Origin of the sequence: Micromonospora sp. CV4, from assembly GCF_003667455.1 — a bacterium.
Taxonomy (GTDB): domain Bacteria; phylum Actinomycetota; class Actinomycetes; order Mycobacteriales; family Micromonosporaceae; genus Micromonospora.
On sequence record NZ_RCVI01000249.1, the window covers coordinates 25,386 to 51,319 of the forward strand.

The 25,934-nt window shown below is 72.1% G+C and carries 25 protein-coding genes and 1 riboswitch; of the genes, 17 read left to right on the plus strand and 8 right to left on the minus strand.

The features are described 5' to 3' along the window. Positions 1-30: 30 nt before the first annotated feature. A complete protein-coding gene (locus tag EAD98_RS13125) occupies positions 31-2,088 on the minus strand; it encodes a type IIA DNA topoisomerase subunit B (protein WP_121654326.1) in 2,058 nt (685 codons plus the stop codon). A gap of 277 nt (positions 2,089-2,365) precedes the next feature. On the opposite strand from EAD98_RS13125, the gene EAD98_RS13130 reads away from it, so the two are divergent. The 4 genes from EAD98_RS13130 (at position 2,366) to EAD98_RS13150 (ending at position 6,269) form a co-directional block, all read left to right on the plus strand. Then, positions 2,366-3,031: a bifunctional 2-polyprenyl-6-hydroxyphenol methylase/3-demethylubiquinol 3-O-methyltransferase UbiG gene (locus EAD98_RS13130; RefSeq protein ID WP_121654327.1), complete on the plus strand. Its 666-nt coding sequence runs from the start codon at positions 2,366-2,368 to the stop codon at positions 3,029-3,031. After that, entirely contained in the window at positions 3,028-3,816 is a 789-nt protein-coding gene (locus EAD98_RS13135) for a hypothetical protein (protein ID WP_121654328.1), read from the plus strand. Before EAD98_RS13130 ends, EAD98_RS13135 begins: the two co-directional genes overlap by 4 nt. Before the next feature lie 220 nt (positions 3,817-4,036). Then, positions 4,037-5,293 carry a hypothetical protein gene (locus tag EAD98_RS13145; protein WP_121654329.1) on the plus strand — a complete coding sequence of 419 codons (1,257 nt, stop codon included), beginning with the start codon at positions 4,037-4,039 and terminating at the stop codon, positions 5,291-5,293. A 112-nt stretch (positions 5,294-5,405) separates the two neighbouring features. Further along, entirely contained in the window at positions 5,406-6,269 is an 864-nt protein-coding gene (locus tag EAD98_RS13150) for an alpha/beta fold hydrolase (protein WP_121654330.1), read from the plus strand. Positions 6,270-6,309: 40 nt separating this feature from the next. Here the strand turns inward: EAD98_RS13150 and EAD98_RS30935 are convergent, their stop codons facing one another. After that, complete coding sequence (locus tag EAD98_RS30935) at positions 6,310-6,480, minus strand: hypothetical protein (protein WP_158609791.1); 171 nt, start codon at positions 6,478-6,480, stop codon at positions 6,310-6,312. Between the two features lie 196 nt (positions 6,481-6,676). Here EAD98_RS30935 and EAD98_RS13155 point away from each other — a divergent pair, with 196 nt between their 5' ends. Together EAD98_RS13155 and EAD98_RS13160 are read left to right on the plus strand one after the other, a co-directional pair. Next, positions 6,677-7,306 carry a hypothetical protein gene (locus EAD98_RS13155; protein WP_121654331.1) on the plus strand — a complete coding sequence of 210 codons (630 nt, stop codon included), beginning with the start codon at positions 6,677-6,679 and terminating at the stop codon, positions 7,304-7,306. A 91-nt stretch (positions 7,307-7,397) separates the two neighbouring features. After that, the gene (locus tag EAD98_RS13160) at positions 7,398-7,847 is read left to right on the plus strand and encodes a hypothetical protein (RefSeq protein WP_233583810.1); all 450 of its coding nucleotides are present in this window, start codon (positions 7,398-7,400) and stop codon (positions 7,845-7,847) included. Positions 7,848-7,895: 48 nt separating this feature from the next. Here the strand turns inward: EAD98_RS13160 and EAD98_RS13165 are convergent, their stop codons facing one another. After that, on the minus strand, positions 7,896-8,825 hold the full coding sequence (locus EAD98_RS13165) for a DUF72 domain-containing protein (protein ID WP_121654332.1): 930 nt from the start codon (positions 8,823-8,825) through the stop codon (positions 7,896-7,898). 131 nt (positions 8,826-8,956) lie between these two features. Here EAD98_RS13165 and EAD98_RS13170 point away from each other — a divergent pair, with 131 nt between their 5' ends. The 3 genes from EAD98_RS13170 to EAD98_RS13180 all read left to right on the plus strand — a co-directional run bounded on the left by EAD98_RS13170 (position 8,957) and on the right by EAD98_RS13180 (position 11,199). Further along, positions 8,957-9,463 (plus strand): DinB family protein, encoded by a 507-nt coding sequence (locus tag EAD98_RS13170; RefSeq protein ID WP_121654333.1) that lies wholly within the window; start codon positions 8,957-8,959, stop codon positions 9,461-9,463. 118 nt (positions 9,464-9,581) lie between these two features. Then, positions 9,582-10,397 carry a hypothetical protein gene (locus tag EAD98_RS13175; protein ID WP_121654334.1) on the plus strand — a complete coding sequence of 272 codons (816 nt, stop codon included), beginning with the start codon at positions 9,582-9,584 and terminating at the stop codon, positions 10,395-10,397. A gap of 103 nt (positions 10,398-10,500) precedes the next feature. Continuing rightward, entirely contained in the window at positions 10,501-11,199 is a 699-nt protein-coding gene (locus EAD98_RS13180) for a Pr6Pr family membrane protein (RefSeq protein ID WP_199723389.1), read from the plus strand. Positions 11,200-11,210: 11 nt separating this feature from the next. Here EAD98_RS13180 and EAD98_RS13185 read toward each other — a convergent pair whose 3' ends face one another. The 3 genes from EAD98_RS13185 to EAD98_RS13195 form a co-directional block, all read right to left on the minus strand. Further along, positions 11,211-13,292 (minus strand): glycogen debranching N-terminal domain-containing protein, encoded by a 2,082-nt coding sequence (locus tag EAD98_RS13185; RefSeq protein ID WP_121654335.1) that lies wholly within the window; start codon positions 13,290-13,292, stop codon positions 11,211-11,213. Next, the gene (locus tag EAD98_RS13190) at positions 13,289-13,678 is read right to left on the minus strand and encodes an SCP2 sterol-binding domain-containing protein (RefSeq protein WP_121654336.1); all 390 of its coding nucleotides are present in this window, start codon (positions 13,676-13,678) and stop codon (positions 13,289-13,291) included. Before EAD98_RS13190 ends, EAD98_RS13185 begins: the two co-directional genes overlap by 4 nt. Before the next feature lie 107 nt (positions 13,679-13,785). Then, positions 13,786-14,295: a DinB family protein gene (locus EAD98_RS13195; RefSeq protein ID WP_121654337.1), complete on the minus strand. Its 510-nt coding sequence runs from the start codon at positions 14,293-14,295 to the stop codon at positions 13,786-13,788. A 77-nt stretch (positions 14,296-14,372) separates the two neighbouring features. On the opposite strand from EAD98_RS13195, the gene EAD98_RS13200 reads away from it, so the two are divergent. From EAD98_RS13200 to EAD98_RS13215, 4 genes are all read left to right on the plus strand, one after another. Further along, a complete protein-coding gene (locus tag EAD98_RS13200) occupies positions 14,373-14,888 on the plus strand; it encodes a 2'-5' RNA ligase family protein (RefSeq protein ID WP_074318353.1) in 516 nt (171 codons plus the stop codon). A gap of 260 nt (positions 14,889-15,148) precedes the next feature. After that, complete coding sequence (locus tag EAD98_RS13205) at positions 15,149-17,530, plus strand: CHAT domain-containing protein (RefSeq protein ID WP_121654338.1); 2,382 nt, start codon at positions 15,149-15,151, stop codon at positions 17,528-17,530. Positions 17,531-17,539: 9 nt separating this feature from the next. Next, on the plus strand, positions 17,540-17,866 hold the full coding sequence (locus EAD98_RS13210; protein WP_147457378.1) for a hypothetical protein: 327 nt from the start codon (positions 17,540-17,542) through the stop codon (positions 17,864-17,866). 249 nt (positions 17,867-18,115) lie between these two features. Next, positions 18,116-18,307, plus strand: coding sequence for a hypothetical protein (locus EAD98_RS13215; protein WP_143728595.1), 192 nt, complete (start codon positions 18,116-18,118; stop codon positions 18,305-18,307). 15 nt (positions 18,308-18,322) lie between these two features. On the opposite strand, the gene corA is transcribed toward EAD98_RS13215, so the two are convergent. After that, a complete protein-coding gene (corA, locus tag EAD98_RS13220) occupies positions 18,323-19,453 on the minus strand; it encodes a magnesium/cobalt transporter CorA (RefSeq protein ID WP_121654340.1) in 1,131 nt (376 codons plus the stop codon). Positions 19,454-19,673: 220 nt separating this feature from the next. Between corA and EAD98_RS13225 the strand changes: the two genes are divergently transcribed. The 4 genes from EAD98_RS13225 (at position 19,674) to EAD98_RS13240 (ending at position 24,555) form a co-directional block, all read left to right on the plus strand. After that, positions 19,674-21,626, plus strand: coding sequence for an amino acid transporter (locus EAD98_RS13225; protein ID WP_121654341.1), 1,953 nt, complete (start codon positions 19,674-19,676; stop codon positions 21,624-21,626). Positions 21,627-21,711: 85 nt separating this feature from the next. Beyond that, a riboswitch (SAM riboswitch) is annotated at positions 21,712-21,823 on the plus strand. A 278-nt stretch (positions 21,824-22,101) separates the two neighbouring features. After that, positions 22,102-22,992, plus strand: coding sequence for an ABC transporter substrate-binding protein (locus tag EAD98_RS13230; RefSeq protein ID WP_121654342.1), 891 nt, complete (start codon positions 22,102-22,104; stop codon positions 22,990-22,992). A 43-nt stretch (positions 22,993-23,035) separates the two neighbouring features. Further along, positions 23,036-23,815 carry an amino acid ABC transporter permease gene (locus EAD98_RS13235; RefSeq protein ID WP_121654343.1) on the plus strand — a complete coding sequence of 260 codons (780 nt, stop codon included), beginning with the start codon at positions 23,036-23,038 and terminating at the stop codon, positions 23,813-23,815. Then, positions 23,812-24,555: an amino acid ABC transporter ATP-binding protein gene (locus EAD98_RS13240; protein ID WP_121654344.1), complete on the plus strand. Its 744-nt coding sequence runs from the start codon at positions 23,812-23,814 to the stop codon at positions 24,553-24,555. The genes EAD98_RS13235 and EAD98_RS13240 overlap by 4 nt, the downstream gene beginning before the upstream one ends. A 28-nt stretch (positions 24,556-24,583) precedes the next feature. Here EAD98_RS13240 and EAD98_RS13245 read toward each other — a convergent pair whose 3' ends face one another. Beyond that, positions 24,584-25,891, minus strand: coding sequence for a hypothetical protein (locus EAD98_RS13245; protein ID WP_121654345.1), 1,308 nt, complete (start codon positions 25,889-25,891; stop codon positions 24,584-24,586). Positions 25,892-25,934: the final 43 nt, after the last annotated feature.

A 25,934-nucleotide genomic window follows, 5' to 3' on the forward strand; every position in this document is an offset into this window, starting at 1 on the left:
CTCAGCTTTCCCCTCGGACGGTACGCGTGCTCATGCGTCGATCGCCTCGCGGTCGACCCGGTCGGCCGAGTCGATCAGCCAGTTGCGGCGCGGCTCGACCTTCTCCCCCATCAGCAGTTCGAGGATCCGCTCGGCGGCGTCCACGTCGTCGAGGGTGATCCGGCGGACGGCGCGGGTGGCCGGGTTCATCGTGGTGTCCCACAGCTCGTCGGCGTCCATCTCACCGAGGCCCTTGAAGCGCGGGATGGGGGTGACGATCTGCTTGCCGGCCTTCTCCAGCTTGCGGACCGTCGCCTCCATCTCGGCCTGGGTGTAGGTGTAGGTGGTCTGCGGGTTGCGCCCCTTGGTGGTGATCTTGTGCAGGGGCGGCATCGCGGCGTAGAGCCGGCCGGCCTCGATCAGCGGGCGCATGTACCGGGCGAAGAGGGTGATCAGCAGCGTGCGGATGTGCGCGCCGTCCACGTCCGCGTCGGCCATGATCAGCACCCGGCCGTAGCGCAGTGCGGAGAGGTCGAAGGTGCGCCCCGAGCCGGCGCCGAGCACCTGGACGATCGCCGCGCACTCGGCGTTGTCCAACACCTGCTGGAGGTTGGCCTTCTGCACGTTGAGGATCTTTCCCCGGATCGGCAGCAGCGCCTGGTATTCCGAGGAGCGGGCCATGCGGCTCGTCCCGAGGGCGCTGTCGCCCTCGACGATGAACAGCTCGCTGCGGTCGATGCCGGTGGCGCGGCAGTCGACCAGCTTCGGCGGCATCGACGCGCCCTCCAGGGCGGTCTTGCGCCGGGCGGCGTCCTTCTGCTGCTTCTGGGTGAGCCGTACCCGCGCCGCGTCGACGATCTTCTGCAGGACGGTGCGCGCCTCGGCCTTGGTGCGCCGGTCCTCCAGCCACGCCTTGAGGTGCGCCTCGACCAGGGTGTGGATGACCTTGGTGATGCCGGTGGTGGAGAGCTCGTCCTTGGTCTGCGAGGTGAACTGCGGCTCGGGGATCCGCACGTGCACGACCGCGGTCATCCCCTCCAGGACGTCGTCGAGGGTGGGCGGCTCCTCCTTGGCCTTGAGCAGGCCGCGGGTGTTGCGGATCGCGTCGGCGAGGGTGCGGACGAGGGCCCGCTCGAAGCCCTTGCGGTGGGTGCCGCCGTGCGCGTTGCGAATGGTGTTGGTGAAGCACTCGACGGTGCGCTCGTAGCCGGTGCCCCAGCGGAACGCCACCTCGACCTCGGCGCGGCGCTGCACGTTGGACTGCATGACGCCGTTGGCGTCGGCGGCGTTCTCCCGGTACGTCCCCTCGCCGTTGACGAGCAGGGTGCCCGAGACCGGTCGGTCGCCGGCCGGGGCGAGGAACTCCACCATGTCGCTGAGCCCGTTGGGGTAGTGGAACTTCTCCTCGGCGGGCGCCTCGCCGGTCAGGTCGCGCAGCAGGTACAGCACGCCGGGGACCAGGAAGGCGGTGTTGCGCAGCTTCATCCGGACCGCGTCGACGTCGAGCGCCGCGCCGGTCTCGAAGTAGCGGGCGTCGTGCCACCAGCGGATCGAGGTGCCGGTGGACTGCCTGCGCTTCATCGCGCCGATCACCTGGAGCCCGGGGCCGGCGGTGAACGGAGCGTCCGGCCCGTCGCCGTCGAAGATCCCCGGCACGCCGTGCCGGAAGGACATCGAGTGAATCTTGCCGGCGCGGCGGACGGTCACGTCGAACCGGCGGGACAGGGCGTTGACCGCGGAGGCGCCGACGCCGTGCAGGCCGCCGGAGGTCTTGTAACCGGAGCCGCCGAACTTGCCGCCCGCGTGCAGCCGGGTGAGCACCAGCTCGACGCCGGAGATGCCGGATTTGGCGTGCACGTCGGTGGGGATGCCCCGGCCGTCGTCGTCGACCTGCACCGAGCCGTCGGCGTGCAGTGTCACCTCGACGTTGGTGGCGTGACCGGCGACACCCTCGTCGGTGGAGTTGTCGAGGATCTCGTTGACGAGGTGACCCACGCCACGGCTGTCGGTGGAACCGATGTACATGCCGGGCCGCTTGCGGACAGCGTCCAGCCCCTCGAGGTGGGTGAGGTCATCGGCCCCGTACAGGGTGTCAGGCTCTGCGGTCAACTGGTCGTACTCCCCGGTCTCGGCGGTGTGCTGCCGGTCACCGGCGACATCAGCCGGCGCGGCGCGCCGCAGCGAGCCTAGCCCGCGGCTGGGACAACTCTCGGAGGACCTACGCGACCCGCCGTGCCTCGGCGCCCGGACGTGAGCCAACGAACAGCCTGCGGCCAGCCCCGACCGGGCGGCCGGGCGGTGGTCGCGGGGCCACGGACGGGCGGTTCGGTCGCTAGGCTGACCGGCGATCGCGAGCGGCACGCGCCGGCGCGGGGCGGGGGCGGACATGGCAGAGGACGAGGCGACCGGACGGCTGGCTGCGGCGTCGCTGGCCGCCGGCGATCCGATGGGCTGGTTCGAGCGGCTCTACACCGAGGCGGAGCGCGGCGAGGCGGTCGTCCCGTGGGATCGCGACGCCCCGCACGGCCTGCTCGTCGAGTGGACCACCGAGCGGCGTCTGACGGGTGCCGGCCGCCGGGCGGTCGTGGTCGGCTGCGGGTACGGGCGGGACGCTGAGCACGTCGCGGGGCTGGGCTTCGAAACGGCGGCCTTCGACATCTCCCCCACCGCGGTGGCCGCCGCCCGCGACCGGCACCCCGGCTCGACGGTGGACTACCGCGTCGCCGATGTGCTGGCCCCGCCACCGGCCTGGCGACGGTCGTTCGACCTGGTGGTGGAGAGCATGACCGTGCAGGCGCTGCCGGCGGAGATCCGGGCCGCCGCGATCGGCGCGGTGGGCGAGTTGGTCGCGCCGGGAGGCACGCTGCTGGTGATCGCCGCTGGCCGCGCCGACGAGGAGCCCACACCGGTCGCGCCGCCCTGGCCGTTGACCCGCGTCGAGATCGACGCGTTCGCCGGCGCCGGGCTCGCGCCGGTCCGGGTGGAGGAGATCCAGGACCAGAGCGGGGTACGCCGTTGGCGCGCCGAGTTCCACCGCGGGCCGATCCGGTGACCGCATCGAGGAACCCCAACGATCCGGGTACGACCGGCCCGCAGGAGGCGATCGTGGTGGACGGGACGATGCGGCGCCCTCTCCAGCGCGCCGTCGGTACGCGCGCCCGCCGCTGGCTGCTCGCGGGCACGCTGCTGGCGGGTGTGCTCGCCGCGGTGGCGCTGACCGCGGCGGCGGCTCCCGACGACCGGACGTTCGCCGCGCTCTCGGACACGGTCCAGAGCTTGATGTCGGTCCTGACGCCGCTGTTCGGCATCCTGCTGGTGCGGGACCTGCGTCGGGCGCCCGACGCCGTCCGGGTCACGCCCACGGTGCTCGCGGTGTGCCTGCCGGCCGTCGTCATCGGTGTTGGCGGGGTGCTGGTCTGCGCCGCGACGCTCGCCCTCACGCCGGCCGATGTCGCCGCTGATCCGTGGCGACACGTCGGGACCGTCGCGGTGGGCGGTGTGCTGGTGCAGATCGTCGCCGGGTTGGTGGGCACCGGCCTGGGCCTGCTGCTGCGTTCGCCGGTCGTCGCGTTCCTCGCCACCATCGTGTTGCCGCTGGGCCTGTACGCGCTGCTGGGCGGTGTGGACGCCCTCCGTCCCGCGCAGCCGTGGCTCACCCCGTACGGCAGCGTGCGCAACCTGCTCTCGGGGGACATGAGCGTGCTGCGGTGGGTGCAGTGGTTGTGCGTCCTGCTGATCTGGGGTGTCGGTCTGAACGCCGCCGGCGCGGCCGCGTCGAGGCGCCGCGGCAACCCGCCCGGCAGGTCGGTCAGCGCGGCAGCAGGCGAGGGTCGGTGACGTCGGTGTTGTCGACCGTCGCGTCGACCCGGGGAAGCGGGTCCGCCTCGGCGAGGTAGGCGCGTTGGGCGGCGAGGTACCGGTCCCGGTGCAGCGCCTCGGCCGCCGCGTCGCCCTCCCGACTGCCGCGATTCCGTTACGAGCCATTGACGCCCGTTGCACGGGGGTGATCTGATCGCGCTCTCAGAGAATCTTTCATCTTTCGATGGATGGGAGCCCCATGCCCAGGTTCCGGCGTACCGCGCTCGCCGCGGCACTCACGATCGTCACGGCGGCGCTGTCGACCGCCGTCGCGCTGCCCGCCCCCGCGTCCGCCGCGCTGCCCACCGCCGCGGTGGCGCTCGGCGACAGCTTCATCAGCGGCGAGGGCGCCGGGGCGTACACCCCGGTCGTCGACGTCAACGGTGTCGCCCAGGGCTTCCCCGGCTGGACGGCGCCCAACAACAACGCGTTCTTCTGCCACCGATCGGCGAACGCCTCGCTGAACCAGGCCACCCTGCCGGGCATCCAGAACCGGTTCAACCTGGCCTGCTCCGGCGGCCAGCCCCACGACATCGCCACCGCGTCGAGCGCGCGGGCCAACGGCCGTACGGTGGCCGCGCAGATCGACCAGCTGCGCGCCGTCGCGCAGACCCAGGACATCGACCTGGTGCTGATCGGCCTCGGGTCGAACAACAGCTCGTTCACCTTCGGCAGCGTGGCGGAGAAGTGCGCCAACCGGTTCATCGCCGACGCCTGGACGGGCTGGTGGGAGTTCTGGGCGTACCTGGGCGGCCCGGTGGAGCAGAAGCCGTGCACCGACGCCGACCTCGCCACCGCCGCACAGCTCAGCGCCGCGACCGCGGAGACCACCGCCGCGGTACGACAGCTGCTGACCACCCTCGACCAGGTGGACGCGGACGGGCAGCACCGGATCGTGTTCCAGGACTACACCAACCCGCTGCCGATGGACCTGAACCCGACCTTCCACACCGAGGACGGCCGGGACGACACCCGGGACAAGTTCCGTGACCTGGGAGCCGAGCGGTACGCGGCCGGTTGCCCGATCCACCGGGCCAGCCTGCTGCCCGGACACCGCTTCTCGCAGGGCCTCGGCACGCTGGTGAAGTCCACTCGGGACACCCTGGCCGCCGAGTTCCCCGCCGCCGACCTGGTCTACCTCAACGTGCAGCGGGCCTTCGACGGCGCGCGGCTCTGCGAGTCGTCGAGCAGCCCGACCGGCGCGCTGGCCACCCCGATCCGGCTCCAGGACAGCCCCAACGGCACCTTCGTCACCAGCCTCTCCGGCAAGGACAAGATCGCGATCCAGCGCATCGCCAACACCTGCGTCAGCTACTTCCAGACCTGCCAGGAGTCGTGGCACCCGAACGCCACCGGGCACCAGGTGCTCGGTCAGTGCCTCAGCGGCGCCGCCACCACCAGCGCCCGCGCGGTGGCGTGTGTCCGGGCCGGCAACGGGACGATCTCCGTCTCCTGACCGACAGCACGACCGGAGGCTCCGCCACCCCGGCGGGGCCTCCGTCGCGTACACGGAGAAGAGCGGGCGGCGGCGGCTACCCGCCGGTAATGTCGGCCCGTAAGCTGGGCCGGTGAGCGGGGACACGGAGTACGCGCAGGAGTTCGTCGACGTCGACGGCGGTCGCGTCGGCGTACAGGTGTATCCGGAGCCGGACGGACCGGCGGGTGCGCCGATGGTGGTGATCTGGCCGGCCATGGGGGTCCGGGCCCGCTACTACCGGCCGTTCGCGGCCGCGCTGCGCGCCGCCGGGCTGGCGGTGGTCGTCGTCGACCTCCGCGGCACCGGCACGAGCACCCCCGCGCCGAGCCGCGCCGACCGGCACGGCTACAGCGAACTGGCCGCCGACGTCGGTGCCGTGCTGGCCGCGCTCAAGCCGCGGCTGGACGGGCGTACCCGGCTGCTGCTGGGGCACTCGCTCGGCGGGCAGGCAGCGCTGCTGCACCTCGCCCTGCACGGCGGTGACGCGGTGGACGGACTGGCGCTGGTCGCCGTCGGCCTCCCCTACTGGCGAAGCTATCCGGGCCGGCGCGGCTTCGGCGTGCTCCCGTACACGCAGGGGATCGCCGCGACCGCCGCGCTGCTCGGGGTCTGGCCGGGTTGGGGTTTCGGCGGCCGGCAGGCACGCGGGGTGATCAGGGACTGGGCGTACACCGCGCGGACCGGCCGTTTCCCCCGACTGGACGGAACGGACACCGAGGCGGCGGTACGCGCGGTACGAACCCCGGTGCTGGCGGTCAGCGTGGACGACGACCAGTACACGCCGCACGAGTCCATGGACCACCTCTGCGCGAAGCTCACCGCGGCGCCGCTGACCCGGGAGCGGTACACAGTGGCGCAGGCCGGCGCGGCGCTGGACCACTTCACCTGGGTCCGCGCGGGCATCCCGCTGGCACAGCGGGTCGCCCGCTTCGCCGGCGGCCTGCCGCGCCGCTGAAGAGGTGCCGGCCGGTCATCGTGTGGCCCGGCCGGCTCGCTCACTCGTCCTGATCCAGCGGCACCAGGTCCCCGTCGCGCTCCACCCGGACCTCACCGTGGTCCTTGCGCGGCGGGACCTCCGCGGTGTTCTTGTGCGGGTCGTTGTCGGGGTGCATGAGCACCGCGTCGGTACTGGCGGTCTTCTCCCGGCTCTCCTCCGGCTGCGACATCCCGTTCCCCTCTCCTCAGCGTCCGTCGAGATCTACCCACCACGGACCGAACGACTCCTGCCGGCGACGATGCGGCAACCCCGTGCCCGGATGTCCCGGGCATGCCGGATGCGGCGCGGATCGGCCGGCCAGGGACGGGGTTAGCCGCCCGGGCGGCGGGTAAGCCGCAGCGCCCGACACGGCGGAAGGGGATCAGATGTCCGAACGGCATACCGCACTGCGCTCGATGCACGATCTGGGTCTGGCGGCCTGGTTCGGCGGCTCCCTCATGGGAGCGCTCGGCGTCAACGGCGCAGCGGCGAAGATCAGTGACACCACACAGCGGCTCCCGGCCGCCTCAGCCGGATGGTCCAAGTGGACCCCGGTCAACGCGGCCGCCATCGGCGCTCACCTGGCCGGAGCGGTCGGTGAACTGGTGACGGAGAGCCCACGGGTGGCCAGTCAGTCCGGGGTCGCCCGCGCCAGCACCATCAAGACGGCGCTGACGATCGGCGCACTCGCGGTGACCGGCTACAGCCGGTTGATCGGCATGCGGTTGGAGAAGGCGGGCGCCCCACCGGTGAACGGCGCCACCGAGCCGAACCATCAGACTCCGGCCAGCGTGGCCGCCTCGCAACGGCAGATGAAGCTGCTCCAGTGGGCCATCCCGGCGCTGACCGGGACCCTGGTGGTGGTCACCGCGTACATGAGTGAGCAGCAGAAACCCGGCCAGGTGTTCCGGGGGATGCTCGGCCGGGCCGGCATGCTCGTGAGCGCCCCGAAGGGGATGGCGAAGATGGCGGGCATGAGCGCCGGCAAGCGGCAGATGGCGATGGCCGGGCGCTGAGCGCCGGGCTGGCCGACGTCCCGCCGGCACCTCGACGGCGGGGCGCCGGCCGGCTCTGTGTCGCTGGTGCGAAAGGGCGCGGTGGCACGGCGTGCGACCGGGCGAGCCGGACCGGCCCGGGGAGGGCAACCGTCCGCCGCTGGAGGCGGACCCGACGAGCGGGGTGGCCATGACGGCGCACAGGGGATCCAGTGGCAGCGGCGACCGGCTGGAGCCGGAGGCCGTCACGCCGTGGAAGACCGAGGACGGCTTCGATGCGGAGCCGCCCTGGGGCGCGGACGAGGACTCGCCGATGGACGAGGGCAGCGAGGAGACCGCGGTGCCCGAGGGGCGGCGCGGCGAGCGCCGCGCCGGCGCCCAGGCTGGCCAATCCGGCCCGGCCGGTCGGCACGGTTTCGGCTCGGTGGAACCCACCCGTACCACCGCGGCTGGACCGGGCGCGCCCCCGGACCCGGCACCCAGCCGACGGTCCTTCCCGGACGACGCGGACATCGACGAGCGGGCCGAGGACGCGCTGCGGACCCGAGGTCGGCGCTCCTGACGGCCCGCAGACCGAGCCTCGGCCCGGCGGGCGTCGGGTTGCCGGACGTCAGCCGGTCGACGTGGCGCGGGCCGGAACGGTCTGCCGCTCCGGCTCGACGCCGAGGATGTTCTCGGTGAGCAACTGGGCCAGCCGGGTGGCGTCGCGCTGCGCCTGACCGGCGCAGCAGTTGTTGAACAGCACGTGCAGCTCGTCGGCCGGGCCGGCCAGCTCGGCCAGCAGCCCGGCCCAGTGCCGCAGTTCCTCCTCGGCGTACGCGTAGCGGAACTTGTCCTGCTTGTCGCCGTCACGCCAGGCGTCGCTGTGGCCGTGGAACCGAACGATCGCCGGCTCCGCCGTGGTCGTCAGGATCGGCGGCACCGACGACGGGTGGCCCTGCGGCATGTCGACGCAGACCAGTGAGAGGTCGTGCGCGCGCAGCAGGTCCATCGTGGCGGGTGCGGCGTCTTCGTCGAACCAGGACCCGTGCCGCAGTTCCACGGCGACCCGCCACGGCCGGCATCGCCGCGCCAGCTCGACGATCCGGCGTTCCGCGGCGGCGCTGCGCACCAGCCACGGCGGAAACTGCAGCAGCACGGCGCCCAGCTTGTCGGCCGCCGCGATCGGCTCCAGCGCCGCCCGGAACCGGGACCACAGCTCGTCGTACGCCCGCTCGGGCAGGTCGCGGCGACGGATCCGGCTCGGGCCGGCGGCCGGGCGCAGGTCGCGGGGCAGCGCGGCGACCGGTGTCGGGTGACCGGTGAAGAGGCTGAACGCCTTGACGTCGAAGGTGAACTCCGCCGGGGTGGCGTCGACCCAGCCCTGTGCGATCTCCGGCGCGGGGATCGCGTAGTAGGAGGTGTCCACCTCGACCAGTGGGAACCGGCCGGCGTAGTAGGCGAGCCGGCCGGCCGGGGTGCTGGCCGAGCGCGGGTACCACCCGGAGCGCAGCAGCGACTGGTCGGCCCAGGACGACGTGCCCACCTTAATCACACCCATGTCATTCAGTGGACCGCTCCGCGCCCGGATCGGCAACCGCTGGCGGCCCGCGCGGCCGTCGTGTCGGTCCGAAGATGTCGGTGCCGCCTCCTACGCTCGGGTGGAGCGGACATCGACGGAGAGGCGGCGCCATGACCATCAGCACCGAGCGGCTCACCGGGGAGCGGGCCGACCTGCTGCAGACGCTGCGCCGACACCGGGGCTTTCTCCTGCACACCGTCAACGGGCTGACCGACGAGCAGGCTGCCACCTGCAGCACCGCCAGCGAGCTCTGCCTCGGCGGCCTCATCAAGCACGTGGCCGGCACCGAGGAGCGGTGGATGCTCTTCGCCGTCGGCGGCGCGGAGGCGATGCAGCGCGAGGAGATCGACTGGGTCGGCCAATTCCGGATGGCGCCGGGCGAGACCCTGGCCGGGTTGGTCGAGCGGTTCCGGCAGGTCGCCGACCGGACCGACGAGCTGATCGGCACCCTCGACCTGGACGCCGCGCACCCGCTGCCGCAGGCGCCCTGGTTCGAGCCGGGGGCGAGCTGGACCGTCCGCCGGGTGCTGCTGCACCTGATCGCCGAGACATCCCAGCACGCCGGGCATGCCGACATCCTGCGCGAGACGATCGACGGAGCCAAGACCATGGGCTGAGCGGGCCACTCCGCCGCCGCCGTTCGCCGGCGGTTCCCACCCTCCACCTCGTGTCACCCGGTCCCTTCCCGCCTCGACATGTGACACCACGCAGGTGGGCGGCGCTGAGGGACACGAGATGAACGCGGACCGGATGGACCAGGAGACCGCCGAGCGGTTGCTCGGCGGGACGATCGAGCCATCGACCGGATCACGACCGGTCGTGCTGCTGCTGACCGCGGCACGCGCCGCGCCGCGCCCCGCGGAGCTGGCCGGCGAGGACGTCGCCGTGCTGGCCTTTCGTCGCGAGCGCCACGGCCGCCTCCATCCGGATCCCGAACGGCGGGCCGGGGAGGGCGTCGCCCTGGGCGCACCGACCGTTTCCCGACGGCCTGCCCGCCATCCACGCGGCCTGGCCGGATTCGGTGCCAGGGCCGCCGTGGCGGCCCTGGCCCTCATCGTCAGCGGCGGGGTGGCGCTGGCCGCGGCCACCGGCGGCCCTGCGCCCCGTCCGCCGCAGCCGCCCACGGCCACCCCGCCGGCGCCCGTCGGTCCACCACCCGTTACCGACCCGGTCACCGGTGGGGAGGCCAGGTCGGGCGCACCCGCCACGAGCGGGCCAGCGCCCTCCTCCTCGGTCGCGGCCGAGATGGCGGGCCTGTGCCGGGCGTACCAGGCGATCGCCGGGAACGACCACGGTCGAGCACTCGACAACCCGGTCTTCTCCGGGCTGATCGTCGCCGCCGGGGACCGGCAGCGGGTGCCCGGCTACTGCGAGCGGGTCCTGGCCGCCGCGCCGCGCGGGGCGAGCGACGGGCGACCCGGGGCCGCGCCGAGTCGGCGTCCACAAACGCCGGGCTCCCCGAAGACGCGCCCCACCGCTGCCGGACCGGACCACACCGCACCGCACCGGGGCGACGGCCGGCAATCCCCGCCGGTCGGCCCACCGACCTGACCGGCCGGGGCGCGCGCCTCGACCGCCCGTCGGCCCTCGGACGGTACGGCCGAGCGGCTCGTCCAGCAGAGCGCGGGACACCTCGTACTGATAATTTGCCCCGATGAGTCTGCGGCGGCGACGCGCGGCGGCGGCGGTCCTGCGCCTGGTGGTGGTGCTCAGCGTGCTGGCCGGGATCGTCCTCACCGCGCTCGGCCCGGCCACCGTCACCGGGCTGCTGCCGTACTTCACCATCCAGAGCAACGTCGCGGTCGGCGCCCTCGCGGGATACGCGGGCCTCAGCGCGTGGCGGGACCGACCCGATCCACCGTCGGCGCTGCGCGGGGCGGTCACCCTCTACATCACCATCACCGGCGTGGTCTACCACCTGGTGCTGGCCAACCCGGCCAGCCCGTTTGCGATGGCCCAGCCGGACCGGGCCGTCGGCGAGGCACTCGGCAACCAGCTGCTGCACACCGTGGTGCCGTTGCTGGCGGTCGCCGACTGGGTGCTGTTCGACCAGCGCGGCCGGCTGCGCCCGCGGTACGCGGCCTGGTGGCTGGCGTTTCCGCTGGGCTACCTCGGCTTCGCCCTGCTGCGAGGGCTGGTCGTGCACGCCTACCCGTACCCGTTCCTGGACGTGGGCGAGCTGGGCTACGACGGGGTGGCGATCAGCGCGGTGTTCCTCGCCATCGCGTTCTGGCTGCTCGGCCTGCTCCTCGTTGGAATCGATCGCACCCTGTCCCGCCGCACCCCCACCCCACCCGCCCCCGCCGCGCACAGCGCTCGCGACACTGGCGTCACCGTCGACGGCCTGCCCTGACGCAGGTCCGATCAGCGAAGTCGGCGACGGCCGGCAACGGTGGACGAGCGGTCTCCGGCGTACGCGTCGGTGAGGCCCCAACGGCCCGGGATGTCCAGCAGCTCGAGTCTGCCGAAGCCCGCTGGCAGGGCCGGGTTGACCAGGAGGTTGCCGCCGGTCGGCCGCAGCCCCAGCAGGGTGCCCAGCAGCATCAGCAGCGCGCCCGAGGACCACGACTGCGGGCGACCCGCCGCGGGCAGTTGCACGGGATACTTCGTCCGGCTGCGCTCGTAGCCGGCGATCAGCTCGGGCACCGCCCCGCCGAGCGTCTGCGCCATGTCGAAGATGCCGGCCGCGATCCGGCCCGCCTGCGCATCGAAGCGGTAGTGCCGCAGCCCGGCCGCGATCAGGGCGTTGTCCGACGGCCACACCGCCCCCAGGTGTGAGCCCATCGGGTTGTACGGCTGCTGCCCGGTGGCGTAGGTGCGCACTCCCCAGCCGCTGAACAACCGTGGCCCGAGCAGATGCTCGGCGACCGCCTCGGCGCGGTCGTCCGCGACGATCCCACTCCACAGCAGGTGCCCGATGTTGGACGACAGCGCGTCCACCGGCTCGCCGTACGGGTCGAGCGCCAACGCGTAGTACTCGCGTTCCGGTAGCCAGAAGTCCCGGTTGAACCGGTCCTTCAGCTCCGCCGCTTCCCGTTCCAGCCGGTCGGCGTACCCGGGGTCACCCCAGAGCTCCCGGGCCAACCGCGCGCCACGCCGTTTCGCGTCGTACGCGTAGCCCTGCAACTCGCAGGTGGCCCGGGGCAGCGCCGGTTGCCGCCCGCACGAATCGATGATCGCGTCCGGGGAGTTCTTCCAGCACTGGTTGAGCACGCCGTACCGCTCGTTGCGACGCTGGTAGCGCAGGTACCCGTCGCCGGTCAGGTCGCCGTACTCGTCGATCCAATCCAGTGCCATCCGGGCCGGATGGTGCAGCTCGCGGACCAGGTCCGCGTCGCCGGACCAGCGCTCGTACTCGTCGAGCAGGACGACGAACAGCGGGGTGGTGTCCGCCGCGCCGTAGTACAGCGCGTTCGGCCGGTCGGCGAACGCGGCCGACTCGCCGTAGCGGAGCTGGCCGACGATCTTGCCCGGCTCCTCGTCGTGCGCGTCGTCGAGCTGGCCGCCCTGCAACAGCGCCAGCAACCGCAGCGTCGCGGGGGTCAGCTCGGGGGTGAACGCGATGGTCTGCAGGCAGGTGATGATGCTGTCCCGCCCGCAGAGCGCCATCGCCCACGGCAGGCCGCCGACCGGCACCCGGGCGTTGTACGCCAGCGGCATGTACCGCAGCGCCCCCAGGTCGGCCAGGCTGCCCCGGTAGGTGTCCTCCAGGCCGGCGCGTTCGGCCACCAGCTGCGGGGCCCCGTCCATCCAGGCCGCCAGATCCTCGCGCATCCCCCCGCGTACGTGCTCCCGGTGTGACTCCAGGTCCCTGCGCAGGTCCCGGCCGCCCTCGCCCCGGATGGTCATGGTGACGTGCAGGTCGGTCTCCCACCTCCCCTCGGGCTCGATCCGGATCCGGAAGGTCATTCCCCGCGCGTCCACGTCGGCGGAAGCCGTGCTGCTCACGAGGGTCTCGCGGACGAACCGCTCCCGCTCGTACCGCAGCACGAGCTGGCTGCGCGCGGAGTCGGCGGCGACCTCGACGGCCCGCCTCCGCAGCTCCTGACCCTCGGCTACGTCGGCCAGGTCGGCCAGGTCGGCGAAGTCGCTGCCCATGTCCATCCGCACGGTGAACTCGGCCGGCTGCGTCGAGTGGTTGAGCAACGTGATGCGCTCATTGAAGCTGTCGTCGAGCGAGCGGTGCCGGATGACCGACACGTCGGCGTCGACGTAGTGGCTCGCCGCGCCCGGGACCAGGAAGAACCGGGTCTCGAAGTACGTCATGTCGTCGCGGGAGAGCACATTCAGCTCTTCACCGCCGACGCTGAGCACCCAGCGGGACAGGAAGCGGGTGTCGAACGAGAACAGCCCCACCGGAGTGGTCGGATCCTCCACCACGTCGCCCTGTGCGTCGCTGATCGCGAAGGCGTTCCCCGCGATCACGTGCACCCGTTCCCGGCTCACCGCCGCCCCTCCCGCCCGGCCATCGCGGCCCGGCCCAGCTCGCGTGGATGGCGGGCGCCGGCCGGCCCGGGAAAGATGCGCCGCAGCAGCATCAGCAGTTGGATGTCGCCCTGCGCGGTCAGCTCGTTGCGCAGCAGCGCCGTCGCCACGTGGGTCTCCCCGCTCGCCAACCGGTCGAGGACCGCCGGGGCGGCGCGGACGACCAGGTCCGCGTCGTCGCCCGACTTGGTCACCCGCACGTGCTGGTCGGCGACGGTCAGGTACCAGTGCTCGGTATGGCCGTCCTCGCGCGCGTCCAGCCGGAGGGTCCCGGCGGTCGTCTCCGGCAGGTCGGTACGCCGGCCGGAGTCCAGCCGTCCCAGGTATTCCGCCACGGTCGTTCCCATCACGCCCCCTCCCCCGCTTCCCCGCAGGATCACCCGCTACGGGGTGAGGCCGGCTCACCCGAAGCGGGTGACGACGGGCGTTCCAGGAGCCCGGCGGACGCCGCCGCTCAGTCGGCCCCGATCAGGCCGCGGACGTAGCTGGCCTGACCGACGTGTTGCAGGTCGTCCTCGGCGACGCTGACCAGCCGGACGCCGAGGGTGACCGGCGGATCCCACGCCTCGTCGACCACGCGGTCCAGGTCCGCGGGCCGCAGACCGGCCAGGAACTGGCGGGTCCGTCCGGAGACCGCCTCGTAGTAGTCGATCAGCGCCTGCGCGCTCTCCGGCCGCACCGCCGCGACCTGCGCGGGCGAGTGGCCGTAGCCGGTGTCGCTCGGGTCGGCGGTGAGCCCGAACCGTCCCGCCCAGTCACCACTCGCCCAGATCTGGTCGGTGTCCATCAGGTCGGCGACGTGGTCGTCCTGGACGCGGGTCAGGTGCCAGATCAGCCAGCCGATCGTGTTGGCGCCCGGACCGGGCGCCCGGTGCAGCTGCTCCGGGGTGAGACCGTCGACCGCCGCGCGGACGAGGTCGGGCAGGCGGTCGTACGCCTCAATCAGCAGGTCACTCACGTCCACGGGCCACGCCTCCTGGTCTGTTTCCGATCAGGTACCGCCGAGACCGGCGGACAAACCTCTGCCGTTACGGTGATCACGTGGTCGCCGCGTTGGAGCTGTACCTGGATCCGGATGCCACCCGCCGGATCCGGGTGCTCTGGGACGCGCTGGAGGCCGAGGGCGTGCAGAGCATGCGGTCGCTGCTGGAACAGCGCCACCGCCCGCACGTCTCGCTCGCGGTGGCGCCCCGCTTCGACCCCGAGCAGGTGGCCGCGGCGCTGCGCGGCACGGTCGTGGCCGCACCGCTGCGGCTCGACTTCCAGCACGCCGGTCAGTTCGTCGGCAGGGTGCTGTGGCTCGGCCCGACGGTCACCCCGGAGCTGCTGGCCCATCACCGGCTGGTGCACGACCGGCTCGCCGCCGCCGGCATCACCCTGGTCGAGCACTACCAGCCGGGACGCTGGGTGCCGCACTGCACGCTCTCCATGCGCGTGCCGAACGCGCTGATGGCCGCCGCGGTGCGCCGCTGCCTGGAGGTGCTGCCGGTGGCCGCGACCGTGGTCGGCGCGGCGCTCACCGACCACGCCCGCGGCATCGCCCACCCGCTGCCCTGACCACCCCGCCCACAGATAACCGTGGGAGGGAATGAGCCGCCTCGGTCATCGGAACCCAAGTGACCGAAGCCGGACACTCCGACATTGCTGTTTTGCGTGCGTGGCAAGATCAGGCCTCCTGGTGGAGGATCCATTGATCACACCCGCAGTCCGCATAACCACTGACGGCAATACACCCCCGGCGCGGGACAGTTTCACGACCCGTATCGACATGCTCACATTCTGAATATCTCGCGCGGACAATGCAGCCCGGAGGGTAGATGTCCTGGGTCCCGACCGCACTCGCCCGCACCGTCAGGCGCGCGGAGCGTGTCGCCTGTGCCGCTGTGCCCGAAATCGGCTTGTCGTCCAACGAGGCCAGCCGAGCCGCGGCCGACAAGTTGGCCGCCCATCTCAGAGACGAAGACGGAAATGCCCGGGTCGACAATGCCACCGCGTTTCAGCTGCTGAGCTATCTCGAGGCGCTCACCGCCCTGGACCGCAGGGACCACCACCAGGCCGTGGTGGGGTTGTTTCCCATCGCGGCGGCGCGGTACGTGGAACGCGGTTTCGCCAGCGGCAACGGTCGACCCGATCCGTTGCTCGCCAACGCGCTTTACCTTTTCGGCCGCGAATACCTGCGTTACGCCCAGTGGTCACTGTCCGGGGAATTCTTCTACCACGCGTTCACCACGACCGAAAAACCCGAGCTCGCGAGCCGAAACGCGACGTTGGCGTTGATCTGCCTCTTCAACTCCGACGATCGGGAGACCTACCGGACGTTGCGATCCCAGATGGACGAGGCCGCGGAGACCAACGAGGCTCTGCGACGTGTCATGACCGCCATGGACATCATCCAGCTGGGCGATCAACTGCCCAGCGATCTCGAATGGTTCGAGCCGTTATGGAGCTTCGGCAGGCTGGCCGGCTCGCTGATCACCGAACGGGCCGTCATGGCTCTCAACGACGCGGGCCGCTATCAGGAGGCGCTGGTCCACTGCGACATCACCCAGGAGATCCTGGCGGACACCCCCTCGGAACACTGGATACACGCCGCGATCCGGCAGCAACGCGCACGGGCGCTCCACGGGGCAGGCGCGGCTGAGGAGGCGCTGAGCGAGGCGCTGGCAGCGTGGGATCTCTCGGAGGACCTCCGTTACGGATCCTGCGACCATCCTCTGCGCGAGTCGATGTGGGCGCGCTACCTGACGGCACGCCAGATCGCGCTGGACTGCGCGGTGCGGAAAGGCGAGCCGGACCTCGTCGCCGCGTTCATCGAGAAGGACCGTCTCCGCGCCTCGCTCGCCGCGACAATCGAAACGGTCACCTCGCCCGATCCGGCGACGCAGGTCGAGGTGACGAGCTCGGAGAGGCCGGGCGAGGTGTCCGCCCCCGGTCCGTCGGAGAGCACGGCGCCCGCCGCGTTCTTCCTGGCGCTCGAGGACGCCATGAACGCCACGACGCTGGTCCCGCCTCCGCCCTCCGCGGGCGGGCGCCGCTTCCAGGACAGCGTGCCGTGGTGGTTGGGCATCTCCCGATACGGTTCATCCGTCTACTGGTCGGTGTTCCAGCACGGCGTTCCCCTCGAATGCGGCGCGATCGACCTGGTCGACGACCACAGTCTCAACGACGTGCTCCTCGGCATCGATGCCGATGTGGGAGCCTTCGCCTTCGGCGCCACGTCAGACGGTGCTCCACCGAACTTCGATCCAATCCATCACCTCGCCGAGTGGGGGACCGCCGAGGAACGGATCGCGTCGCTGTCGCTCGGACGCCTGCTGCCACCGTCTCTCGTCACGGCACTGACGGCGGCGTCCGCCGAGCAACCCGTCGAACTCGTCATCGCGGCCGGGTCAGGGCTGAGCGGCGTTCCGTGGCCGGTGGTGCAGGTCGGCGGAGCGGATCGCGGTGGGTTCCGGCTCATCGAACGGGCACGCATCCGACACTCGATCTCGCAGCAGGTCGACGAGCGACGCGCGACCCAACCGCCGAACGCTCCACTCGAACTCCTCGTGGCTGTCGACGACCCGCAGGGGGATCTCAGCGGATCGAGCGCCTTTCTCACCTCCAACGCACGGCGTTACTTCGGAGCCGCGTCGACCCCGAGCAGGGACGCCAAGGCTGCGCTCCGTGCTGCACTGCATGAAGAGTGCGTGGGGCATCCGCCTGGAATCTTCTACTACCGGGGGCACGCCCACTCCTGGAGCGACCCCGCGCGCGCCTGCCTGGACCTCCCGAAATCGCTCGATCCGGGGGAAGACTCCCTGGCTGTCTATGCCGGCGAGTTCTTCGGTCGCTTCGAGGACGGCAGCGCGTACCTGCCTCTGCCGTCCCGTGTGGTGCTGTCCTGCTGTTCGAGCGCGGGCCGATCACTGTTCGGCGGCGAAGCGGTGGGCCTGGCTGCGGCCTGCATCCTCGGAGGCGGAGCACGCGAGGTCGTCGCGACCGGATACGACATCCCGGACAGCTCCTTCGCAACAGCTTTTGACGACCTTCTGGCGGAGGCGATGACCTCCCCGCTTCCTCATGACCTCGCGTTGCGACGACTTCAGCTGCGGATGTACGACGAGTGGCGGATCTTCTCCGTCCGTGGCGGTGTCACCTCGGACGAGGACATCACGCACCCAAATCCCATGGTCTGGGCGATGTATCAGGCGATCTAGGAGGGAACCATGATTTACCTTTGCGTGCCGCCGGAGTTGGCCACCGAGCTGGTCGCGACCGGTGCTGCCCGCCAGCGGCCCAAACCACGCGGCAGCATTGTCGAACTCATCGTGACGGGCGCCACCGGCGCCGCGACGTTCGTCTCGCTCCTGCAGGGACCGGAGACCGTGCTGCGGATCGCCCGCGCGTTCCGCGCCCTCGCGCAGAAGCGACCCGACAAGCGGATCGAAGTTCACATCAAGGGGCCGAAAGGCGAAGTGCATCTCTTCGACTGCGACGGCGACACCCCACTCGAGGAGCTGGCCGCACTCGTCAAGAGAGACCTCCTCGGCTGAGCGTGGTCCGGCCGCGCGGTGAGCGCACCCGCCGGGGCCGGGCCCCCGGACCCAACCGCACCACTGCTCAGCGGGCCCCCGGGGGGCGGCGAGAGTCGGGAAACCGAAAACCAGGGGTGCGGACGAGCCTGGGCGTGGGATGGTGCGAGATGGCTGCTGCACCGGCGACCTGCCCACACGCGGGTGGCCCGGCCGGAGAGGCGCGAGCGCACGCCGCGTCGCCCGGGGCGGCTTCGACGAGGAGAGGCAGTGCCCATGCAGGCTCAGCGCAGGCCACCGCGTACGGAGCGGAGCCAGACCCGGGACGACCGGACCGGCGGCGGCATGACCGGAGCGGCCACGCCCCTGACCATCTGGGCCGCTGCCGTGCTGCTCGGCCGGATCAGCGCGGGCGACGACGACAGCGAGGACGAACGGCACATCCTGCGTGGCATCGAGTGACCTTCGACGGTCCGGTCACAGCCAGCCGCGCCGCTTGAAGATCAGGTAGAGGCTGCCGCAGACCAGGGCCATCAACAGGAGCGCGAACAGGTAGCCGTAGCGCCAGTTCAGCTCCGGCATGTGCGTGAAGTTCATCCCGTACACGGTGCCGATCAGCGTGGGGGCGAACAGGATCGCCGCCCAGGAGGAGACCTTCTTCAGCTCCTCGTTCTGCGCGTAGCTGGCCGCGGTGAGGCTGCGCATCTCCTCGTTCTGCTGCTGCGAGACCAGGGTGGCGTTGACGGTGAGGATGTTCTGCAGCAGGTGCCGGAAGCCGTCCACCCGCTCCACCACCTGGGTGAGGTGGTCGGTCACGTCCCGCAGGTAGCGGCGCAGTTCCTCGTCGGTGCCGTAACTGCCGGCGCCGGCCGCCAGCGCGTCGAGCACGGCGAGCAGCGGGCGGGCGGCCCGCTGGAACTGGATGACCTCGCGGCTGAGCCCGTAGATGCGTCGGCTGGCGTTCGGGTCGCCGCCGAAGACCTCGGTCTCGATCTCGTCGATGTCGTTCTCCAACCCGGCCACCACCGGCGCGTACCCGTCGACGACCTGGTCGAGGATCGCGTACAGGACCGCCTCCGGGCCCTGGGCGAGCATCTGCGCGTCGGTCTCCATCCGCCGCCGCACCGCGGCCAGGTCCGGTGCCTCACCGTGCCGGACGGTGATCACGAAGCCGGGTCCGATGAACAGGTGCAGCTCGGAGAACTCGACCTCTTCGCGCTGATCGTCGTAGCGGGCGGCGCGTAGCACCACGAAGAGCGTGTGCCCGTACCGTTCCAGCTTGGGCCGCTGGTGGGCGTTGATCGCGTCCTCCACCGCCAGGTCGTGCAGCCGGAACTCCCGGGCCAGCGACGTGATCTGGTCGATGTCGGGCCGGTACAACCCGATCCAGGCCATCGCGCCGTCCTGCTCCTGAAGGCAGCGGTACGTCTCGGCGAGACCGTCCGGCGACGCGAACCGGTGCCCGCGGACGTAGACGGCGCTGTCGACCAAGCCGCCGGTGGGCGGTGTCGTCGGCTCGTTCTGCGGCGGCTCGCCGACGCGGACCTCGTGCTCGTCGAGCCGACGGCCGAAGCCACCGCCCGGGCGGAACCGACGGCCGCCGACCATGACCCGCTCCCTCCCGAACGCACCAACCGACGACTGCCCGAACCGCCCGGGCAGGTCCAGGGCGGGACGCGCTGCTTCCCCCGTGCCCACGGCCCGAAACCCTCCGACGCGCCGCCGGACCGGGGTGCCCGGGAGGGTGGGATCCCCGCACTGGCCGACTCGCCCGGGCTGGCGGGCGGATACTCGCGGTGACCGTGGGCGGACGACGGGGGAAGCGCCGATGAGGGTCGACAGGCGCGCCGGCCGCCGGGCCGGTCGGCTGCGGGCCTGGCTGCTCGACGGCGGTTCGGAGCAGACGGTGCAGCGGCACGGTCCGCACGGGCGCCCGCCGGAGCATCGCCACCATCGGTGGTGGAAGGTGATGTGCCTGACCGGCGTCGACTACTTCTCGACGCTCGGCTACCAGCCGGGCATCGCCGCGCTGGCCGCCGGCGCGCTCTCGCCGGTGGCGACCCTGGTGCTGGTGCTGGTGACGCTGCTGGGCGCGCTACCGGTCTACCGGCGGGTGGCGGTGGAGAGCCCGCACGGCGAGGGCTCGATCGCGATGCTGGTACGCCTGCTGAGCTACTGGCCGGGCAAGCTGTTCGTGCTGGTGCTGCTCGGCTTCGCGGCCACCGACTTCATCATCACCATCACCCTCTCCGCGGCCGACGCCACCGCGCACATCGACGAGAACCCGTTCTGGCCCAGCGGACTCAAGGGACACGAGGTCCTGGTGACGCTGCTGTTGGTGGCGCTGCTGGGCGCGGTGTTCCTCAAGGGGTTCGGTGAGGCGATCGGGATCGCCATCGTCCTGGTCGCGGTCTACCTGACGCTGAACGCGGTGGTGATCGCCGTCGGCCTGTGGCGGGTGGTGACGCACCCGAGCGCGGTCGCGGACTGGACCACCGCGCTGACCACCAGCCACGGCGATCCCCTGCTGGTGATCGGGTTCTCGCTGCTGGTGTTCCCGAAGTTGGCGCTGGGCCTGTCCGGCTTCGAGACCGGGGTGGCGGTGATGCCGCACATCCGCGGCGATCGGCAGGACTCGGAGGACCGTCCGCTGGGCCGCATCCGGGGCGCACGTCGGCTGCTCACCACCGCGGCCGTGATCATGAGTGTCTTCCTGGTCACCAGCAGCGTGACCACCACCGTCCTGATTCCGCCGGAGGCGTTCGAGCCGGGTGGGCCCGCGAACGGCCGGGCGCTGGCCTACCTGGCGCACGAGTACCTCGGTGAGGTGTTCGGCACGGTCTACGACCTGTCCACCATCGGCATCCTCTGGTTCGCGGGGGCCTCGGCGATGGCCGGGCTGCTCAACCTCGTACCCCGCTACCTGCCCCGCTACGGCATGGCCCCGACCTGGGCCCGGGCCGTCCGGCCGCTGGTGCTGGTCTTCACCGCCGTGGCGTTCCTGATCACTGTCGCCTTCGGGGCGAGCGTGGACGCGCAGGGCGGCGCGTACGCCACCGGGGTCCTCGTGTTGATCACGTCGGCGGCGACGGCGGTGACCCTCGCGGCGCGGCGGCGGCGCCAGCGCGGCCGGACGGTCGCGTTCGGGATCATCGCGACGGCTTTTCTCTACACCACCGCGGCGAACGTGGTGGAACGTCCCGACGGCGTGAAGATCGCGGCCTGCTTCATCGGCGGGATCATCGTGGTGTCGCTGCTGTCCCGGCTGATGCGGGCCTTCGAGCTCCGGGTCGACCGGGTGGAGCTGGACGACGAGGCCACCCGGCTGATCGACGAGTGCGGCGGGCGTCGCATCCGCCTCATCGCACACGAGCCGGCCACCCGGGACCGCGCGGAGTACCGCGACAAGCTCGCCCAGACCATCGCGGACAACGACTTCCCGGCCGACAGCGCGGTGATCTTCGTCGAGGTGACGGTCACCGATCCGTCGGACTTCGAGACCGAGCTGCTGATCCGCGGCAGCGTGCAGCACGACCGGTACCCGGTGCTCAGCCTGACCAGCTCCTCGGTGCCCAGCGCGGTGGCCGCCCTGCTGCTGGAGATCCGTGACCGGGCGGGGCGGTGCCCGCACATCTACTTCGAGTGGACCGAGGGCAACCCGGCCGGCAACTTCCTGCGCTACCTGGCGTTCGGCCAGGGCGAGATCGCCCCCATCACCCGGGAGATCCTGCGCCGCCAGGAACCCGACCCCGGCCGCCGGCCGCACGTGCACGCCAGCTGACTGCCGGCCGGACGCCCGTCGCGGACGGTGAGCGTGGTCATAACGACTGGACGATCCACCTCCCCGGGCTGCTAGCCTCGGCGCAGGTCATGAGCGCCAGCGCGAAGCCCCGGCTCGCTGGCCGGCAACCCTCCTCCGCGGTGGGGTGCCCCGGGTGAAGACCAGGCACCGGCACGACGTCGGTGCAAGCGTGGCCTGGCACCCAGGTCAGCACAGACCCGGGAGAACCATGCGCATCCTCAGCAGCAGCACCCCATCGGCCGACGCCGCGGATTCCCGCACCGGCTGGCCACCACCGGCACTGACCCGGCGGCGGCACGTGGACATGATGCGGGTGTGCAGCGCCGCCTGTCCCGGCCGCGCCGCGTCCTAGCGCACCCCTTTTCGAACCCATTCCCAGCGGTACGCCCCTGACCGGGCGCACCGTCGGCGGCGCACGTCTGTGCCCGCCGCTGTGCAACCTTCGGAGACACCTGTGCGAATCCTTCCTGCCCTGACCCGCGCTGCGGCCCTCGGCGCGGCCGCCATTCTGGCCGCCACCGCTCTCACCGGCTGCGGCGACGACGCCTCGTCCGACACCGCCGGCAATCCGTACGGCCTGGCGCAGCCGGGCGTGCTGCGCGCCGGCACGTTGACCGACGCGCCGCCGAACGTGTACCTCAAGGACGGCACGTTCACCGGCTTCGACAACGATCTGCTGACCGCGGTCGCCGGCAAGCTCGGCCTGAAGGTCGAGTTCGTCGGCACCGACTTCTCCGCGCTGCTCTCCCAGGTCAACAACCACAAGTTCGACGTCGGCAGCTCCTCGATCACCATCACTGAGGCGCGGAAGAAGACGGTCGACTTCGGCAACGGCTACGACTTCGGCTACTTCGGCCTGGACGTGCCGGCCGGCTCACCGATCACCGGCTTCGACCAGCTCGCCGGCAAGCGGGTCGTGGTCGTACAGGGGACCGTGCAGGACGACTACGCCACCGGCGAGCGGCTCGACCCGGTCCGGGTGCCGGACTACAACGGCGCGATCAACCAGCTCAAGGCGGGCACCGCCGACGCGTGGATCGCCCCGGCCGAGATCGGCGAGAAGTCGGCCACCGACAGCAACGGCAAGATCACCGTGGCGGCCAAGCAGCTCAGCCCGGCGCCGACCGCGTACGCCGTCGCCAAGGGCAGCGACAAGCTGCGGGAGGCGCTGAACAAGGGCCTCGACGAGGTCATCGCGGACGGCACCTGGAGCCGGTTGCAGGCGCAGTACTACCCGGGCCGACCGGTACCGGCGGACTTCAAGCCGGGCAGCGGCACGGTGACCGTGCCGGCCGCACCGTCGGCGTCGGCGTCGGCGTCGGCGTCGGCGTCGGCTGCGTCCTGAGACATCCGGTGACGAGCGAGCGGGGCGGTAGGAGAGGCGACCGATGGATCCGTTGAGCACCCTGTGGGAGACGTTCTTCGACTGGGACGCGATGCGCGAGGCGCTACCCGAGATGCTGACCGTCGGGTTGCCCAACACGCTGATCCTGGCGGTCTCCGCCGCCCTGCTCGGCTCGGTGCTGGGCCTGCTCCTGGCCGTCGCCGGCATCTCCCGCAGCCGGTGGCTGCGCTGGCCGGCGCGCGTCTACACCGATGTGTTCCGCGGACTGCCGGCCGCAGCGACGATCCTGCTGATCGGCGTCGGGCTCGCGCCGCTGGGCATGCAGGTCTGGGGACCGGACCCCTACCCGTTGGGCATTCTGGCGCTGTCGCTGATCGCGGCGGCGTACATCGGGGAGATCTTCCGCTCCGGCATCCAGTCGGTGGAGGCCGCGCAGCTGGAGGGCGCGCGGGCGCTCGGCTTCTCCTGGTCCGAGGCGATGCGGATGGTGATCATTCCGCAGGGCATCCGGCGGGTGCTGCCGGCCTGGGTGAATCAGCTCATCGCGCTGATCAAGGATTCCAGCCTCGTCTACTTCCTCGGGTTGGTGGCGAGCCAGCGGGAGCTGTTCCGGATCGGGCAGGACTACGCGGCCACCACCGGCAACGAGTCCGCGCTGCTGCTGGCCGGGCTCTGCTACCTGGCGCTGACCGTTCCGCTGACGCACGCGGTCAACTGGATCGACCGGCGGCTGCGCCACGGCCGGCCGGCCACCACGCCGATCGACGAGGACGACGACACCGTGCCGGCGCTCTCTGCCGCGACGGAAGGGGACCGGCGATGACCGCCAGCACGACGACCTCGGTCAGCCTCGACGTCCGCGACGTGCACCTGGCCTTCGGACCGAACCGGGTGCTGCGCGGCGTCGACCTGACCGTGCCACGCGGCGCGACAGCCTGCGTGATAGGGCCGTCCGGGTCGGGCAAGTCCACTCTGCTGCGCACCATCAACCGTCTGATCGAGCCGGACCGCGGCGACGTGCTGCTCGACGGGCGCAGCGTGCTGCGCGACGACCCGGACGCGCTGCGGCAGCGGGTGGGCATGGTCTTCCAGCAGTTCAACCTCTTTCCCCACATGAGCGTGCTGCGCAACGTCACCCTGGCGCTGCGCCGGCTGCGCAAGCTCGGGGAGGACGAGGCCGAGGCCGTCGCGCGGGCCCAGTTGGAGCTGGTGGGGCTGGCCGGCAAGGCCGACGCCCGGCCGGCGCAACTCTCCGGCGGTCAGCAGCAGCGGGTCGCGATCGCCCGGGCGCTGGCGCTGCGGCCGGAGGTGATGCTCTTCGACGAGGCCACCTCGGCGCTCGACCCCGAGCTGGTCAAGGGGGTGCTCGGCGTGATGGCCGACCTGGCCGCCGGGGGCATGACCATGGTGGTGGTCACCCACGAGATGGGCTTTGCCCGGCAGGTCGCCGACACCGTGGCCTTCATGGACCGGGGCGTGGTGCTGGAGGCCGGCCCGCCGGAGGCGATCTTCGAGCGGGCCGAGCATCCCCGGCTGCAACGGTTCCTCGCCCAGGTGCTCTGAACCGTCCCCGCAGGGGTCTTCCCTCGCGTCAGGCGGCCTGGCGGCGCAGGTGTGCGGCGAACGCCTTCAGGTCGCCGAGCAGCACCAGGATGGCGTTGCGGTAGGCGACCGACGCCCACAGGTGCAGCTCCTCGTCGTCCAGCCCGCCGAAAGCCGACGACAACGCCTTGCGCCGGCGCCGGTCGAGCACCTTGTGCGGGCGGGCGAGCAGGTCGCCCTCCCGGCGCAGGGCCTGCAGGTAGGCGGCCACCGCCTCCTGGTAGTGCCGGCCGGCCACCCGCTCCAGGAGGGTGAACTCGAAGACGTTCAACGCCGCCTCGGACTCCCAGTAGGCGTCGTCACGCACCGGCGCGCTCGCGAAGTGCCGGCCCATCGCGTGCCGGGCCTCGTAGAGCAGCAGCACGCCTCGGCCGGTGGTGCTCAGCGGCCGGCGGGGCGCCGGCAGTCGCAGCGTGCGCACCGGCCCGGCACCGGTGAGGTCCAGCGCGCCCGCGTACGACGGCATCCGCTGGGCGCCCGCGGCCGGCTCCGGCACCAGGCAGGCCCGCTCCCGGTAGGCCACCGGGCCGCCGGTGGGCAGCGCGCGAACCGCCGCGGCGTGCAGCTCGGCCAGCGGCCGGTCGTCCGGGGTCTGAGCCGGCGGGAGGGTGAGGACGAGACCGTTGGCGCCGGGCACCGGAACACCCAGCACGCAGGAGCTGCGCAGGAACGCCCAGGTCGCCGCCGCCTCACGGACCCCGCTCGCGACGGCCTGCGCGTCGGCCCGCCAGTCCCGGGCGATCCGCAGCCGCTGCTGGAGGTCCGCCGTCGCGGCGGCGTCGTGCGGGTACAGCTCCCGGATCGCCCGGGGCAGCGACCCGAGGCGCAGGTCCAGCGGGTCGCCGCTCGGTGCGGGCACGGCGTGCCGCGGGCAGTCGGCGTCGGTGTGCGGGTCGCCGGGAACCGCGTGGCAGTCGCCGAGCCAGCTCGCACCGGGCTGGCCGACCGGCCGGGCGAACGCCAGGTGGGGCAGTCGGCCGGTGCGCAGCACCGTCTCGTACTGGGGTCGGGTGCGGGCGGTCCGCATCAGGTCCAGTGGCAGCACGGGCGCCAGCGCCAGCACCGCTTCGAAGATCGTGCAGTGCGGGCAGGGCGGGCCACCGTTTTCCCGCAGGCGGTAGCGGCGCAGATGGTCGACGCCGGGCTGCTCCCACTGCACCCCGATGACGCCGTCGCCCTGCGCCATCAGGTAGAGAAATTCGGTCGCTCCGCGCTCGCGGGTGACCGAGGTCAGCTCGTCGAGGAACTCCCGCTCGGTGACCACCCGCAGGTCGGCATCCGTCGCCCCGGTTGTCATGGGCACCCCCTCGCGGACCGGACGCATCGACCAACGCCGAACC